This window comes from Microbacterium sp. JZ101, assembly GCF_053903175.1.
Map to the genome: position 1 here is coordinate 2187818 of NZ_CP096400.1, position 13506 is coordinate 2201323.

Consider the following 13506-nt stretch of genomic DNA (forward strand, 5'->3'; position numbering starts at 1 on the left):
TGCGCCGCCTGCGCATCCGCATACGATGGCGTCCGTGATCGCACGACCCGACTCCTCCCTCCGCTTCCGCTTCGCGTCCGTCGACGACGTCGCGGCGATCGTCTCCGTCGTCGAGCGGGCATACCGTGCGGACGACGCCGGCTGGACGACCGAGGCGCACCTCATCGGCGGGCGCCGCACCGGCGCCGACGAGGTCGAGCAGCTCGTCGCCTCGGCCACCGGCGGGCTCCTGACGCTCTCCGATCACGGCGACATCGTCGCGACGTGCCACCTCGATCGGCGTGCGGATCACGCCTACTTCGGGATGTTCGCCGTCGACCCCGCCCGCCAGGCGCGCGGGTTCGGCGCGGCCCTCCTCGCGGAGGCGGAGCGCGTCGCACACGAGGAGTGGGGATCCCCGCGGATGCGGATGACCGTGATCTCGGCGCGGACGGACCTCATCGCGTGGTACGCGCGCCGCGGCTACCGCCCCACGGGCGGCACCTCGCCCTTCCCCTACGGCGATGCGCGCTTCGGGGAGCCGCGCGTGGCCGGCCTGCGCTTCGACGAGCTCGAGAAGCCGCTCGTGTGAGGTCACGGGAGACACACATGCGCGGACGACCCCGGCGGGCGCCGCGGGTCGATAGCGTCGAGGCATGAGCATTCAGGACAGGGCCCTCTCCCTCAAGTCGCTGCACGAAGCCCCCGAGATCCTCCGCGTCGTGAACGTGTGGGACGCGGTCAGCGCCCGCACGGTCGCCGACCTGCCGGGCACGCGGGCGATCGCCACGGCCGGCCACTCGATCGCGGCATCGCACGGCTTCAAGGACGGCGAGATGCCGCTCGAGGTCAACCTCGCGGCGATCGCGCGCATCGTCGAGGCGGTGGACCTGCCGGTCACGGCCGATCTGGATGCGGGATACGACGACGCGGCGGACACGGTGCGCCGTGCCATCGGCGTGGGCGTCGTGGGCGCCAATGTCGAGGACCGCCTGGCTCCGTTCGACGATTCCGTCGCGAAGGTCGCCGCGATCACCCGCGCGGCGGAGGCCGAGGGCGTGGCCTTCCAGCTCAATGCGCGCACCGACGCGTTCGTGCGCGCGGGCGACCGGCCCCGCGACGAGAGCATCGAGGACGCGATCGCACGCGGACGCGCGTTCCTCGACGCCGGAGCGAGCCTCGTGTTCGTTCCCGGCGCGCTCGACCGCGACACGGTCGCCCGACTCGTCGAGGGCATCGGGGAGCGCAAGGTCAGCGTGATCGGCCTGCCCGGCGCGCTGACGGCCGCCGAGTACGAGGCGCTCGGCGTCGCACGCATCTCCTACGGTCCTCTGACGCAGCGGGTCGCCCTCCGCGCGCTCCGCGATCTCGCCACCGACCTCTACGGCGACGGCGTGATCCCGCAGGACACCCCCGCCCTCAACTGACGGCCGTCGTCGCATGAGGATGTCCCGCCGCGCCGAGCGCGTGGAGCCCTTCCACGCGATGGCGTTCGGCGCGCGCGCCGCCGAGCTCGAGGCGGAGGGCCACCGTGTCATCCGCCTCGGGCTCGGCGAGCCCGACTTCGGCGCACCGCCGACCGTGCGCGAGGCGATGCGGGCGGCGATGGACGGCCGCCCGCTCCCCTACACGCCGGCGCTCGGGCTGCCGGCGCTGCGCGCGGCGATCGCGGGCTTCTACCGCGACCGGCACGGCGTCGACATCGACCCACGCCGCATCGCCGTCACGTCGGGCGCGTCTGCGGCGCTCCTCGTCACCCTGGCCGCGATCGCGGACGAGGGCGACGAGGTGCTCCTCGCGGACCCCTCGTACCCGTGCAACCGGCAGCTCATCGAGACGTTCGGCGCCCGCGCGGTGACCCTCCCCGCTCCCGCGGCCGCGCGCTATCAGCTCGATGCGGCCGCAGTCGCGGACGCCTGGACCCCGCGCACGCGCGCCGTCATGATCGCGACACCCGCGAACCCCACCGGCACGACCATCCGCCCCGACGAGCTCGCGGCGATCTGCGCCTTCGCGCGGGATCGCGGGGCCTGGCGTCTCGTCGACGAGATCTACCTCGACCTCGCCGATGAGGGCGAGGACGGGCTCCGACCGCGGACGGTGCTCGCTGATGATCCGGACGCGATCGTCGTGTCGAGCTTCTCGAAGTACTTCGGGATGACCGGATGGCGTCTCGGATGGTGCGTGCTCCCCGAGGAGCTCGTCGCGCCCGTCGAGCGGCTCGCGATGAACTACTTCCTGTGCGCGTCGACGCCCGCCCAGGTCGCGGCGCTCGCGTGCTTCACGCCGGAGACGCTCGCCGTCTGCGAGGACCGCAGGGCCGAGCTGCGCGCGCGGCGGGAGATCGCGCTCGCCGGGCTCGCGGAGCTGGGCCTGTCGGTGCCTGTGCCCCCGGACGGCGCGTTCTACGTCTACGCCGACGTGTCCTCGACCGGCATGGACGCCTGGGAGTTCTGCCGCCGTGCCCTCGAGGAGGTGCACGTCTCGCTCACGCCGGGCCGCGACTTCGGCGCAGCGACCGCGCAGACGCACGTGCGACTGTCGTACACGGCATCGCGCACGGAGCTCCGCGAGGGGCTCGCGCGCCTGCGCGCCCTGCTCGCATGAGCCGCAGGCGCGTACGCTGAGCTCATGGCCCAGGGGATCGCCGACTCGACCGTGTCCGATGTGCTCGCCGAGCTCGCCGCACTGGAGGATCCGCGGATGCGCGCGGTCAACGAGCGGCACGGCGACGACCACGGCGTGAACCTCACGAAGCTGCGGGCGGTCGCGAAGCGCCTCGGCGCCGACACCGGGCTCTGCCGCGCGCTGTGGCGCACGGACGACACGGCGGCGCGCCTCGTCGCCGTGCTCGTCGCGCGGCCCCGCGAGCTCTCCGCGGAGGAGCTCGACGCCATGCTGCGCGAGGCCCGCGCGCCGAAGGTGCAGGACTGGCTCGTGAACTACGTCGTGAAGAAGGGGCCGCACGCCGAGGCGCTTCGCACGCGCTGGTTCGATGACGCGGATCCGACGGTCGCGGCCGCGGGCTGGGACCTCACGACCGACCGCGTCGCGAAGAAGCCCGAGGGCCTCGACCTCGAGGATCTCCTCGACCGGATCGAAGCCGACATGAAGGATGCCCCGGACCGCCTGCAGTGGGCGATGAACCAGACGCTCGCGACCATCGGCATCCACCACCCGCACCTGCGTGAGCGGGCGATCGCGATCGGCGAGCGACTCGAGGTGCTCAAGGACTACCCCACGCCGCCGAACTGCACGTCGCCGTACGCCCCGATCTGGATCGCCGAGATCGTGCGCCGCCGCGAGGGCTAGATCACTCAGCTGAAGCAGGCGGAGGCTCGCCGCTGTACGGCCTCCTGACCGGTTCCCGCCTCAGCAGACGGGGTCGGCGGCCGTCCGCGTCACCGCATCGATGCGCTCAGAGGCGTCGTGCTCCTCGGTCGCGCCGTCGTCGAGTCCCGAGAGCTGGTCGTCCGCCGGAGTCTCGGGCAGCGCATCCGGTTCCTCGAGCTGCAGCGGCTCGTCCGCGGCTATGGCAGCCCACACACGGTCCGCGTCGTCAGCGGGCTCGACGCGATTCGGGTCTGCGGCGGCAGGCCGCCACGGCATCGTCAGGAAGGTGATCGCCTCATCGGGCACGGCGTCGACGCGCAGCGCGAGACCGGCGAGCCTCGCGACGGAGGCGAGTCCCTCGTCGACCGTCAGGGAGGAGGTCACCGCGTCGAGGAGCGCGTACAGGCGGTCGGGGCGCGCGAGCACCTCCGTGCTCGTCGCGCGCTGAACGATCGCCGACATCACCATCTGCTGGTTCTCCATGCGCGCGATGTCGCTGCCGTCGCCGATCGCATATCGCACACGAGCCAGCCCGAGCGCCTGCTCCCCGTCGAGCTCCTGCTCGCCCGCGGGAAGATCGAGCAGCGAGTGCCCGTCGTGGATGGGATCGGCGAGGCAGACGCGGATCCCGCCAACCGCGTCGACGACGGTCGCGAAGCCGTCGAAGTTCAGCGACAGCACGTGGTCCGCCTCGATGCCGGTGAGCTCGGCGACCGCCCGGACCGAGCAGTTCTCGCCGTAGTTGAAGGCCGCGTTGATCATGCCCCAGCCTCCGCCGAACGCACCGTGGCCGACGTCGCTGCATGCAGGGAGATCGAGGACCGTGTCGCGCGGGATCTGCACGGCATCGATCCGGGCGTTGTCCGCGGCGACGTGCACGAGCATCATCGAGTCGCTGCGTCGCGTGCCGTCGTCTTCCCCGAAGCGGCCGTCGCCCGCGTCCCGGCCGTCCGATCCCAGGACGAGCACGTTGACCGCGTCGGCGTCGGTCTCGAACTCGAGAGCCGACGAGAGCTCGTCAGCTCCCGAGGCGGGCTCGAGCGCGGCCACCGTGAGGTTCGCGTCCAGTCGGCTCACGAGCGCGATTGCCGTCCCGGCGGTGACGACGAGCACCGCCGCCATGGCTCCGAGCAGGATCCTCCGTCGTCTGAGAACGCGGCGACGCCTGCTCCTCCTCTCTTCCGCGCTCGAGGTCGGGCGATCGGGAGGGAGCAGAGCGTCATCCATAGACTTCTAGGTCACCATGCGTGCCCGGGCAGTTCCTGAGTCCCCCCGCTGGGATTCGAACCCAGACTGAAGCGAGTTTAAGTCGCCTGCCTCTGCCGTTGGGCTACGGGGGGGGTGGAAACGACGCTACGGCATGGCGAAGGCCGTCACCGACCAGCGGTGACGGCCTTCGCGCGAAGCTGCTCAACGAGCGGCCGCAGGCTCCTCGACCTTGGGCTGCTCGGCGGGAGCCGGCTGCTCCTCGACCTTCGGCTTCGGCCGCGAGGCGTAGGTCTCGAAGAAGACCCGGGGCGCCTGCGTCGTGCCGAGCTGGACGGTGTCGCGACCGAGGAAGAAGTTGTGCACCCAGCCCCAGATGACGCGCCACTTGCGCTCCCACGACGGCATCGCGAGGCCGTGGTAGCCGCGGTGCGCGACCCAGGCGACGAAGCCCTTGAGGGCGATCTTGCCCGACTGGAAGGCGCCGTTGTAGAGCCCGAGGCCCGCGACCGCGCCGAGGTTCTTGTGCACGTAGTCGACCGGCTGCTCGCCGCGGATGACCGCCACGAGGTTCTTCGCGAGGCGCTTCGCCTGACGCACGGCGTGCTGGGCGTTCGGGACGCACATGCCGCCCACGCCGCCGCCCGTGAGGTCGGGCACGGCCGCGACGTCGCCCGCGGTCCACGCGCCCTCGACGACATTGCCGTCGGCGTCGACGACACGCAGGTCGGCCTGGGCGCTGATGCGGCCGCGGGCCTCCTTGGGCAGGTCGCCGCCGTTCACGACGATGGGGTTCGCCATGACGCCCGCGGTCCAGATGATGAGGTCGGTCGGGTACTTCTCACCCGTCGACGTCTCGACGACGCCGTCCACAGCCGAGGTGACCTGCGTGTCGAGGTGCACGTGCGCGCCGCGCTTGGCGAGGTCCTTGAGGACCCACTCGCTCGTCTCGAGCGAGACCTCGGGCATGATGCGGCCCATCGCCTCGATGAGGTGGAACTGCGTCTCGTCGAACGAGATCTCCGGGAACTTCTCGAGCAGCGCGTTCGCGAGCGAGCGGAGCTCGGCGAACGTCTCGATGCCCGCGAAGCCGCCGCCCACGACGACGGTCGTGAGGAGGCGCTGACGGAGGGGGTTGTCCTTCGGGAGGGCGGCGGCCTTCTCGAAGTTGCCGATGAGGGTGTCGCGCACCGCGACGGCCTCCTCGATCGACTTCATGCCGATCGCGTTGTCGGCGATGCCCGGGATCGGGAACGTGCGCGAGACCGACCCTGCGGTCACGACGATCTGGTCGTAGGTGTACTCCCACGGCTCGCCGCCCTCGGGCGTGATCGTCGCGGTCTTGCGGGCGTGGTCGATCTTCGTGACCTTCGCCGTGATGAGCTTCGTGCGCTTGAGGTGACGGCGGTGCGAGACCACCGCGTGGCGCGGCTCGATCGACCCGGCCGCGACCTCGGGCAGGAAGGGCAGGTACGTCATGTACGGAAGCGGGTCGACGAGGACGACCTCGGCCTCTCCGCGTCGCAGGTGCTTCTCGAGCTTCCACGCGGTGTAGAACCCCGCGTATCCACCACCGACGATGAGAATCTTGGGCACGTGAAACGTCACTCCTTGAGTTGATGTTCGGCTGGCTATCGCTGCGCGCGCGTCGAACGAACGCGCCTGACCGCAGACACGACGCCGAGCACGACAAGAATACCAGCGGCGCTCAGCGCGAAGAGCGGCAGCGTCACCTCGCGCATGCTGTCGGCCGAGGGGGCGAACGGAGAGCTCGCCTCACCCGGTGCATCGGCGGGTGGGATGGGCGGGATCTCGACCGCTCCCGCTGTCGGCGTGGGCTCAGGGCCCGAGTCAGCGCGACGGTGGAGCGCGATCCAGTCCGCGAGGCTCCCCAGGGGGTTCTCGGCCACCCGCGAGACGGGAGCGCTCACGGCCGCCTCGGCGTCCACGAGACCGTATCCGTACTGCGGGTCGGGCACGTCCTCGACCTGGGGAGGACGGTTCGCGGTCGAGATGATCCGGTTGATCACGTTCGCCGCGTCGAGGTCGGGGTGCGCCGACCGCACGAGCGCGGCGATCCCGGCGACGATGGGCGCCGCGCCGCTCGTGCCGTTCCACGTCACGACGTCGCCCGTCGCCGAGACGCCGAGGAGCTGCTCGCTGGGCGCCGCGACGCCGATCGTGATGCCCTGCGTCGACGCGCCGACCGAGGCCACGCCGCGGGTGTCGACCCCGGCGACCGCGAGCACACCCGGGATGGTCGCGGGCGCGCCGACGACGGTCGTGCCGCTCGCCCGGTTCCCCGCTGCCACGACGACGACGACGTCGTGCTCGAAGGCGTACAGGAACGCGTCGTCCCAGCTCTCGTCCCAGTCGAGCGTGTTCGTCGTGAACGAGAGGTTGATGACATCGGCACCGTGGTCGACGGCCCACACCATCGCCTTCGCGACCTGCTCGTCGAACGGGACCGCCGCCGAGGAGCCGAAGCCGATCGAGATCGACAGCAGGTCCGCCTCCGGCGCGACGCCGATCATCCCGGTGTCCTCCCCTGTGCCGCGCCCGGCGGCGAGGGAGGCGACGTACGAGCCGTGGTTCTGGTCCTGCACGCCGACGGGCGTCCGGCCGTCCTCGGACCCGACGCCCGACACATCCGTGCCGTCGGCGACGGCGCCCTCGAACTCGACCGGACCCTTCGCGATGCCCGTGTCGATCACCGCGATCGTCGCGCCGGCCCCTCGCGTCGTCTCCCACGCCTCGTCGATGCCGTACTCCTCGAGCCAGTACTCGGCCGACCGGATCGGATCGTCGGGCTCGGGGGTCTCGGTGGGCGTCGGGGTCGGAGACGGGGTCTCGTCGTCGCCCTCGTCCTCGTCATCCGCCGTCGCGGGCGCGGCGACCGGCGCCGCGGGCGCCGTCTGCGCGAGCGCCGACGCCGACGCGGGAGCGGCCGCGCCCGCGAGCGCCAGGAGGGCGATGACGAGGGAGGCGACGCGTCGGGTCATGCAGCCGCGCCGGGATCCTCGCAGGCGCACCGCTCGGGCGACCAGGCCGATCGCTCGAGGGCGAGATCGCCGATCGGGTTCGCTCCCGGACCGGCGGCCAGGGCGTGCCCGGCGAGCGCGTGCAGGCACTTCACCCGGGTCGGCATGCCGCCCGCGGAGATGCCGGCGATCTCGGGCACGTCGCCGAACTGCGCGCGGTCGGCGAGGTACGCCTCGTGCGCGCGGAGGTAGCCAGCGCGCACGTCCTCGTCCGCCTCGAGCAGCGCGGCGAGCTCGGGCATCAGCTGGTTGGCCTCGAGGCGCGACATCTCGGCGGTCGCCGCGGGGTGCGTGAGGTAGTAGAACGTCGGGAATGGGCTTCCGTCGGGAAGGCGCGGCGCCGTCGCGACGACGGTGGGGTTGCCGCACACGCAGCGCGCGGCGATGCCGACGACGCCGCGGGCCTCGCGCTGCAGCTGCGCCGAGACCACCTCGAGATCGACGGGGCGCACGGGCTCGAAGGGAGGAGTCGTCACCCCGTCAGGCTACTGGTCGGTGCTGGAGTCGGGCTGGAAGACGCCCCCGCCGTCGAGCGCGGCGTCCTCTTCGGAGACGGCGTTCTCGGTGAGCCCCGCGGCCACGACCGACCGGAGCATCTGGCCCATCCAGTCGTGCTCGGCCTCCTCGACCTCGGCGCTCACGGGGTCGGGCTCGCGCGGCTGATCGGCCTCCTCGAGGTCGTTCTCCACGATGTACACGACCTCCCCCGGGAAGCCGTAGAACAGGCGCTCCCGCGCCTGGGTCGTGATGTAGGCGGGGTCCTGCCAGCGGGAGCGCTCGCGCTCGAGCGCGTCGACCTCGTCCTGGCTGACCTGGACGGCCTCCTGCAGGAACGCGATCCGCTGGCGCTGCTCGAGGTACGTGCTCGCGGTCGGCACGAGCACGAACGCCGCGAGCACGACGAGGCCGAGCATGATGACCGTGAACCCGGAGAGGCGGATGCCGCCGAGCCAGCCGCGCACGTCGACAGGGCGGCCGTCCGCACGGCCCCGTCCGCGAACGGCGGAAGGGGGAGCCGATGGTCTTCTCGCCATGACTCCCCCTTCCGAGCGGGACTTTCGCCCTGCTTACGCCGTGAAGCGCGGGAAGGCGCTGCGGCCGGCGAACTTCGCTCCGGCACCCAGCTCCTCCTCGATGCGCAGAAGCTGATTGTACTTCGCGACACGGTCGCTGCGAGCGGGCGCGCCGGACTTGATCTGACCGCAGTTGACGGCGACCGCGAGGTCGGCGATCGTCGTGTCCTCGGTCTCGCCCGAGCGGTGCGACATCATCGCGGTGTAGCCGTTGCTCTGCGCGAGCGCGACCGCGTCGAGCGTCTCGGTGAGCGTGCCGATCTGGTTGACCTTGACGAGCAGCGAGTTCGCGACGCCCTTGGCGATGCCGTCCGACAGACGCTGCGGGTTGGTCACGAAGAGGTCGTCGCCGACGAGCTGGACCTTGCCGCCGATGCGGTCGGTGAGGGCCTTCCAGCCCTCCCAGTCGTCCTCGGCGAGGGCGTCCTCGATCGTGACGAGCGGGAAGTTCGCGAGGAGGTCCTCGTAGTACGACGTGAGCTCCTCGGCCGTGAGCTGCTTGCCCTCGAAGTGGTAGACGCCGTCCTTGAAGAACTCGGTCGACGCGACGTCGAGGCCGACGGCGATGTCCTTGCCCGGCGTGAAGCCGGCCTTCTCGATCGCGGCCATGAGGAAGTCGAGCGCACCGCGGTTGCTCGGGAGGTCGGGGGCGAAGCCGCCCTCGTCGCCGAGGCCCGTGGCGTAGCCGCCGGCCTTGAGCTCGCTCTTGAGCACGTGGTAGGTCTCCGTGCCCCAGCGCAGCGACTCGCTGAAGGTCTCCGCGCCGAGCGGCACGAGGAAGAACTCCTGCATGTCGACGCCCGTGTCGGCGTGCGCGCCGCCGTTGATCACGTTGAGCGCGGGAACGGGCAGCACGTGGGCGTTGGGGCCGCCCACGTAGCGGAACAGCGGCAGGTCAGCGCTGTCGGCGGCGGCCTTGGCGACCGCGAGGCTCACGCCGAGGATGGCGTTCGCGCCCACGCGCTTCTTGTTCTCGGTGCCGTCGACCTCGATCAGCGCCTGGTCGATGACGCGCTGCTCGCTGGCGTCGAGGCCCTCGATGGCCGGGCCGAGCTCGTCGATGACGGCGTCGACGGCCTTCTGGACGCCCTTTCCGGCGTAGCGGCCCTTGTCGCCGTCACGCAGCTCGTATGCCTCGAAGGCGCCGGTCGACGCGCCGGAGGGGACAGCCGCGCGCTGCACGATGCCATCGTCCAGCAGCACCTCCACCTCGACGGTCGGGTTGCCTCGCGAGTCGAGAATCTCGCGAGCGCCTACAGCCTCAATCAGTGCCACGGAAGTACTCCTTGTCGGTGGGTGATGCGGGGAGCGACGTCGATCCGCTGGCCAGTCTATTGCCGACGCGCGGTCGGGCCTGACCGGTCAGACGCGCACGGCGATCGCGAGGCCGTCCCAGCCCTTCACGCCGACCGTCTGCAGGCCGGTCGCATCGAAGCGGGGGTCCTCGCCCAGCATGGCCAGGCCGGCGCGCACGCCCTGGATCTGAGGGTCGTCCGTGTCGGCGTTCGCCACCTCGCCGCTGCGCCCGATGTTGTCGACGACGATGACCGCGCCGGGCTGCGAGAGCCGCGCCGCCCAGTCGAGGTAGACGGTGTTCGACTCCTTGTCGGCGTCGATGAAGACGAGGTCGAACGGCGCCTCGTCTGCGAGAGCGGGCAGCACGTCGGCGGCGCGGCCGATGCGGATGTCCACGCGCTCCCCCACCCCGGCGGCGTCGACGTTCTCCCGCGCCAGCGCGGCGTTAGCCGGCTCGGCCTCGATCGAGATCAGCCGCCCGTCCGCGGGCAGCGCCCTGGCCATCCAGATCGCCGAGTAGCCGGCGAGCGTGCCGATCTCGAGCACCCGCCGCGCACGGGAGATCCGCACGAGCAGATGGAGCAGCTTGCCCGCGACGGGCGCGACCTCGATGGGCCGAAGATGCGCGCGATCCTGCGACGCGAGCGTGGCCTCGAGCGCGGGGTCGCTCCCGACGAGGGTCTCGGCGAGGTAGCGGTCGACGGCGGCCCAGGTGTCGGGATGCGAAGCGGTCATGCCCCGATTCTCAGCCCAGGAGGGCCCGGTCGTCGAGGGTCGCGCCCTTGATCTTCTGGAACTCGGCCAGGAGATCGGGAACCGTCAGCCTGCGCTTGCGCTCCTCGGTCGCCTCGAAGACGATGCGCCCCTCGTGCATCATGATCAGCCGGTTGCCGAGGGCGAGCGCCTGCTCCATGTTGTGCGTGACCATGAGCGTCGTGAGGCCGCCCTGCTCGACGATCCGCTGCGTGAGCCGCGTCACGAGGTCCGCGCGCTGCGGGTCGAGCGCCGCCGTGTGCTCGTCGAGGAGCAGGATTCGCGGCTGGGTGAAGCCGGCCATGAGCAGCGAGAGCGCCTGGCGCTGGCCGCCCGAGAGGAGCCCGACCTTCGCGTGGAGTCGGTCCTCGAGGCCGAGCTCCAGCACGCGCAGCTCCTCGCGGAAGCGCTCGCGCTGCTTCCGGGTGAGCCCGCGGCCGAGGCCGCGCGGCCTGCCGCGGCGCGCGGCGAGGGCGAGGTTCTGCTCGATCGTGAGGTTCGGCGCCGTGCCCGCCATCGGGTCCTGGAAGACCCGGCCGACGTACCGCGCTCGCTGGAACTCGCGGAGCCGGTTGACGCGGCGTCCGTCGATCGAGATCGTTCCGCCGTCGACGGCGATCCGCCCCGAGATCGAGTTGAGCAGCGTGGACTTGCCCGCGCCGTTCGACCCGATGACCGTGACGAAGTCGCCCTCGTCGAGCGTGAGGCTGAGCCCGGCGAGCGCGCGGCGCTCGTTGACCGTGCCGGGGAAGAACGTCTTGACGATGCCGTCCATGACGAGCATGGCGGTCACCTCCCTCTCTCGGCGCCCGCGGGCGCCGGGACGGCGGGCTCGGGCTCGCGCGGCGCGACGCGTCCGCCGCGGCCGCGGAGCGAGGGGATGCGCTTGAGGAAGCCCCAGCGCGGCAGCAGCAGCGCGAGAACGACGAGCACAGCGGTGACGAGCTTCATGTCGTTGGGGTCGAGGCCCGCCCGCATCGCGAAGAAGATGATGAGCCGGTAGAGCACGGCGCCCAGCACGACGGCGAGGCTCGCGAGCCAGATGAAGCGCTGGCCGAACACGGCCTGTCCGAGGATCACCGACGCGAGCCCCACGAGGATCAGGCCGATGCCCATGCTGATGTCGGAGAAGCCCTGGTACTGCGCGACGAGCGCGCCGCAGAGCGCGACGAAGCCGTTCGAGATCGCGAGCGTGAGGATGGTCGTGCGATCGGTCGAGACGCCGAAGCTGCGGATCATCGGCCCGTTGTCGCCGGTGGCCTGGATCGCCAGCCCGAGGTTGGTCGAGAGGAACCAGTCGACCGCGAGCTTCAGCACGACGACGCCGACGAGGATGATCGCGACGCCGCCCCACGTGCCGAGCAGGTCGGCGTCGCGCAGCGGGGTGAACAGCGTGTCGGCGCGCAGGAGCGGCAGGTTGGCCGCGACCGTGGCGTCCTCCTTGGCCGTGCCCATGATCCGCAGGTTGATCGACCACAGCGCGATCATGGTGAGGATGCCGGCGAGCAGGCCGTCGATGCGGCCCTTCGTGTGCAGGACGCCGGTCACGGCTCCCGCGACGACGCCCGCCGCGGCGCCGGTGAGGGTCGCGACGACGGGGTTCTGCCCCGTCGTGATCATCGCCGCGGCGACCGCCGCGCCCGTCGTGAAGCTCCCGTCGACCGTCAGGTCGGGGAAGTTCAGGACGCGGAACGTGAGGTACACGCCCAGCGCCATGACCCCGTAGACGAGGCCGAGCTCGATCGCGCCGATCATGCGCGTCCTCCCTGCCGGCTTCTACTCGACGGTCTCGGCCTGGTCGAGGATCTCCGCGGGGATCTCCACGCCCATGCGCTCGGCCGCACCCGGGTTGACGACGTAGGTGAACTCGCTGGCCGTCTCCACGGGCATGGTCGCGGGGTCGGCGTCCTCCTCGAGGATGCGCAGCGCCATCTCGCCGGTCTGGCGGCCGAGCTCGGTGTAGTCGATGCCGATCGTCGCGATCGCGCCGCTCTCGACCGTGCCCGCCTCGGCGGCGATGACCGGCGTCTTCTGGGTCTCGGCGACCTGGACGAGCGAGGCGAGTCCTGCGACGACCATGTTGTCGGTGGGCACGTAGATCGCGTCGACGTCGCCGAGCGCCTCCGTGGCCTGCGCGATGTCGTTCGCGGTGGTCACCGTCTGCGTGACGATCTCGATGCCGAGCTCGTCGGCGACCTCCTCGGCCGCGGCGACCTGGACCTCCGAGTTCACCTCGCCCGAGCTGTAGACGATGCCGACGGTGGCGGCGTCGGGCACGAGCTGCCGGAGCAGCTCGAACTGCTCGGCCATCGGCGCGGCGTCGCTCGTGCCGGTGATGTTGGCTCCCGGCTCCTCGTTCGAGTCGACGAGCTCGGCCGAGACGGCGTCCGTGACCGCCGTGAAGAGCACCGGGGTGTCGAGGATGGCCTGAGCGGCGGCCTGCGCAGCGGGGGTCGCGACCGCGAGGACGAGGTCGAGGTCGCTCGAGGCGAAGTTCTGCGCGATGGTGACGGCGTTCGCCTGCTCGCCCTGCGCGTTCTGCTCGTCGAACTCGACCGTCTCGCCCTCGACGTATCCGGCGTCGGCGAAGGCCTGCTTGAAGCCCTCGGTCGCCGCGTCGAGCGCGGGGTGCTGCACGAGCTGGCTGATGCCGATCGACAGCGATTCCTCCCCGCCGCCTTCCGATCCGCCGCCGTCCGACGAGCAGCCGGCGAGGACGAGCGCCGCGCCTGCGGCGAGACCTGCGGCGCCGAGGCCACGGCGGGAGAACGAGGAGAGTCGCATGGATCGGGTCCTTCGGGTGAGGGGTCCGGCGCCGTGCCGGA

The 13506-nt window shown here is 71.6% G+C and carries 14 protein-coding genes and 1 tRNA gene; 4 read left to right on the top strand and 11 right to left on the bottom strand.

Going from position 1 to position 13506, the window contains the following annotated elements; translation table 11 throughout:
- The first annotated feature begins 34 nt into the window (after positions 1-34).
- The 4 genes from M1D56_RS10300 (at position 35) to M1D56_RS10315 (ending at position 3291) form a co-directional block, all read left to right on the top strand.
- Positions 35-571 (top strand): GNAT family N-acetyltransferase, encoded by a 537-nt coding sequence (locus M1D56_RS10300; RefSeq protein ID WP_456283503.1) that lies wholly within the window; start codon positions 35-37, stop codon positions 569-571.
- Between the two features lie 64 nt (positions 572-635).
- Entirely contained in the window at positions 636-1406 is a 771-nt protein-coding gene (locus tag M1D56_RS10305) for an isocitrate lyase/PEP mutase family protein (RefSeq protein WP_456283505.1), read from the top strand.
- A 19-nt stretch (positions 1407-1425) separates the two neighbouring features.
- Positions 1426-2586 carry an aminotransferase class I/II-fold pyridoxal phosphate-dependent enzyme gene (locus tag M1D56_RS10310; protein ID WP_456283507.1) on the top strand — a complete coding sequence of 387 codons (1161 nt, stop codon included), beginning with the start codon at positions 1426-1428 and terminating at the stop codon, positions 2584-2586.
- Between the two features lie 24 nt (positions 2587-2610).
- Complete coding sequence (locus M1D56_RS10315; protein ID WP_282979588.1) at positions 2611-3291, top strand: DNA alkylation repair protein; 681 nt, start codon at positions 2611-2613, stop codon at positions 3289-3291.
- A gap of 60 nt (positions 3292-3351) precedes the next feature.
- Here M1D56_RS10315 and M1D56_RS10320 read toward each other — a convergent pair whose 3' ends face one another.
- The 11 genes from M1D56_RS10320 to M1D56_RS10370 form a co-directional block, all read right to left on the bottom strand.
- On the bottom strand, positions 3352-4434 hold the full coding sequence (locus tag M1D56_RS10320) for an LCP family protein (RefSeq protein ID WP_456283509.1): 1083 nt from the start codon (positions 4432-4434) through the stop codon (positions 3352-3354).
- A 145-nt stretch (positions 4435-4579) separates the two neighbouring features.
- Positions 4580-4652: transfer RNA gene (locus M1D56_RS10325), tRNA-Leu, on the bottom strand.
- 70 nt (positions 4653-4722) lie between these two features.
- Positions 4723-6114: an NAD(P)/FAD-dependent oxidoreductase gene (locus tag M1D56_RS10330; RefSeq protein WP_282979590.1), complete on the bottom strand. Its 1392-nt coding sequence runs from the start codon at positions 6112-6114 to the stop codon at positions 4723-4725.
- A gap of 35 nt (positions 6115-6149) precedes the next feature.
- The gene (locus tag M1D56_RS10335) at positions 6150-7520 is read right to left on the bottom strand and encodes a S8 family serine peptidase (RefSeq protein WP_324014407.1); all 1371 of its coding nucleotides are present in this window, start codon (positions 7518-7520) and stop codon (positions 6150-6152) included.
- On the bottom strand, positions 7517-8035 hold the full coding sequence (locus M1D56_RS10340) for a DUF501 domain-containing protein (protein ID WP_455969592.1): 519 nt from the start codon (positions 8033-8035) through the stop codon (positions 7517-7519). Before M1D56_RS10340 ends, M1D56_RS10335 begins: the two co-directional genes overlap by 4 nt.
- Positions 8036-8044: 9 nt before the next feature.
- A complete protein-coding gene (locus M1D56_RS10345) occupies positions 8045-8593 on the bottom strand; it encodes an FtsB family cell division protein (RefSeq protein ID WP_271173788.1) in 549 nt (182 codons plus the stop codon).
- A gap of 33 nt (positions 8594-8626) precedes the next feature.
- On the bottom strand, positions 8627-9907 hold the full coding sequence (gene eno, locus M1D56_RS10350) for a phosphopyruvate hydratase (protein ID WP_271173789.1): 1281 nt from the start codon (positions 9905-9907) through the stop codon (positions 8627-8629).
- 87 nt (positions 9908-9994) lie between these two features.
- Positions 9995-10663, bottom strand: coding sequence for an O-methyltransferase (locus M1D56_RS10355; RefSeq protein ID WP_456283511.1), 669 nt, complete (start codon positions 10661-10663; stop codon positions 9995-9997).
- Positions 10664-10673: 10 nt separating this feature from the next.
- Positions 10674-11465 (bottom strand): ABC transporter ATP-binding protein, encoded by a 792-nt coding sequence (locus M1D56_RS10360; RefSeq protein ID WP_455969600.1) that lies wholly within the window; start codon positions 11463-11465, stop codon positions 10674-10676.
- A 5-nt stretch (positions 11466-11470) separates the two neighbouring features.
- A complete protein-coding gene (locus tag M1D56_RS10365; RefSeq protein WP_324014404.1) occupies positions 11471-12436 on the bottom strand; it encodes an ABC transporter permease in 966 nt (321 codons plus the stop codon).
- Between the two features lie 21 nt (positions 12437-12457).
- Positions 12458-13465 carry an ABC transporter substrate-binding protein gene (locus tag M1D56_RS10370; protein ID WP_456283512.1) on the bottom strand — a complete coding sequence of 336 codons (1008 nt, stop codon included), beginning with the start codon at positions 13463-13465 and terminating at the stop codon, positions 12458-12460.
- Between the last annotated feature and the right edge of the window lie 41 nt (positions 13466-13506).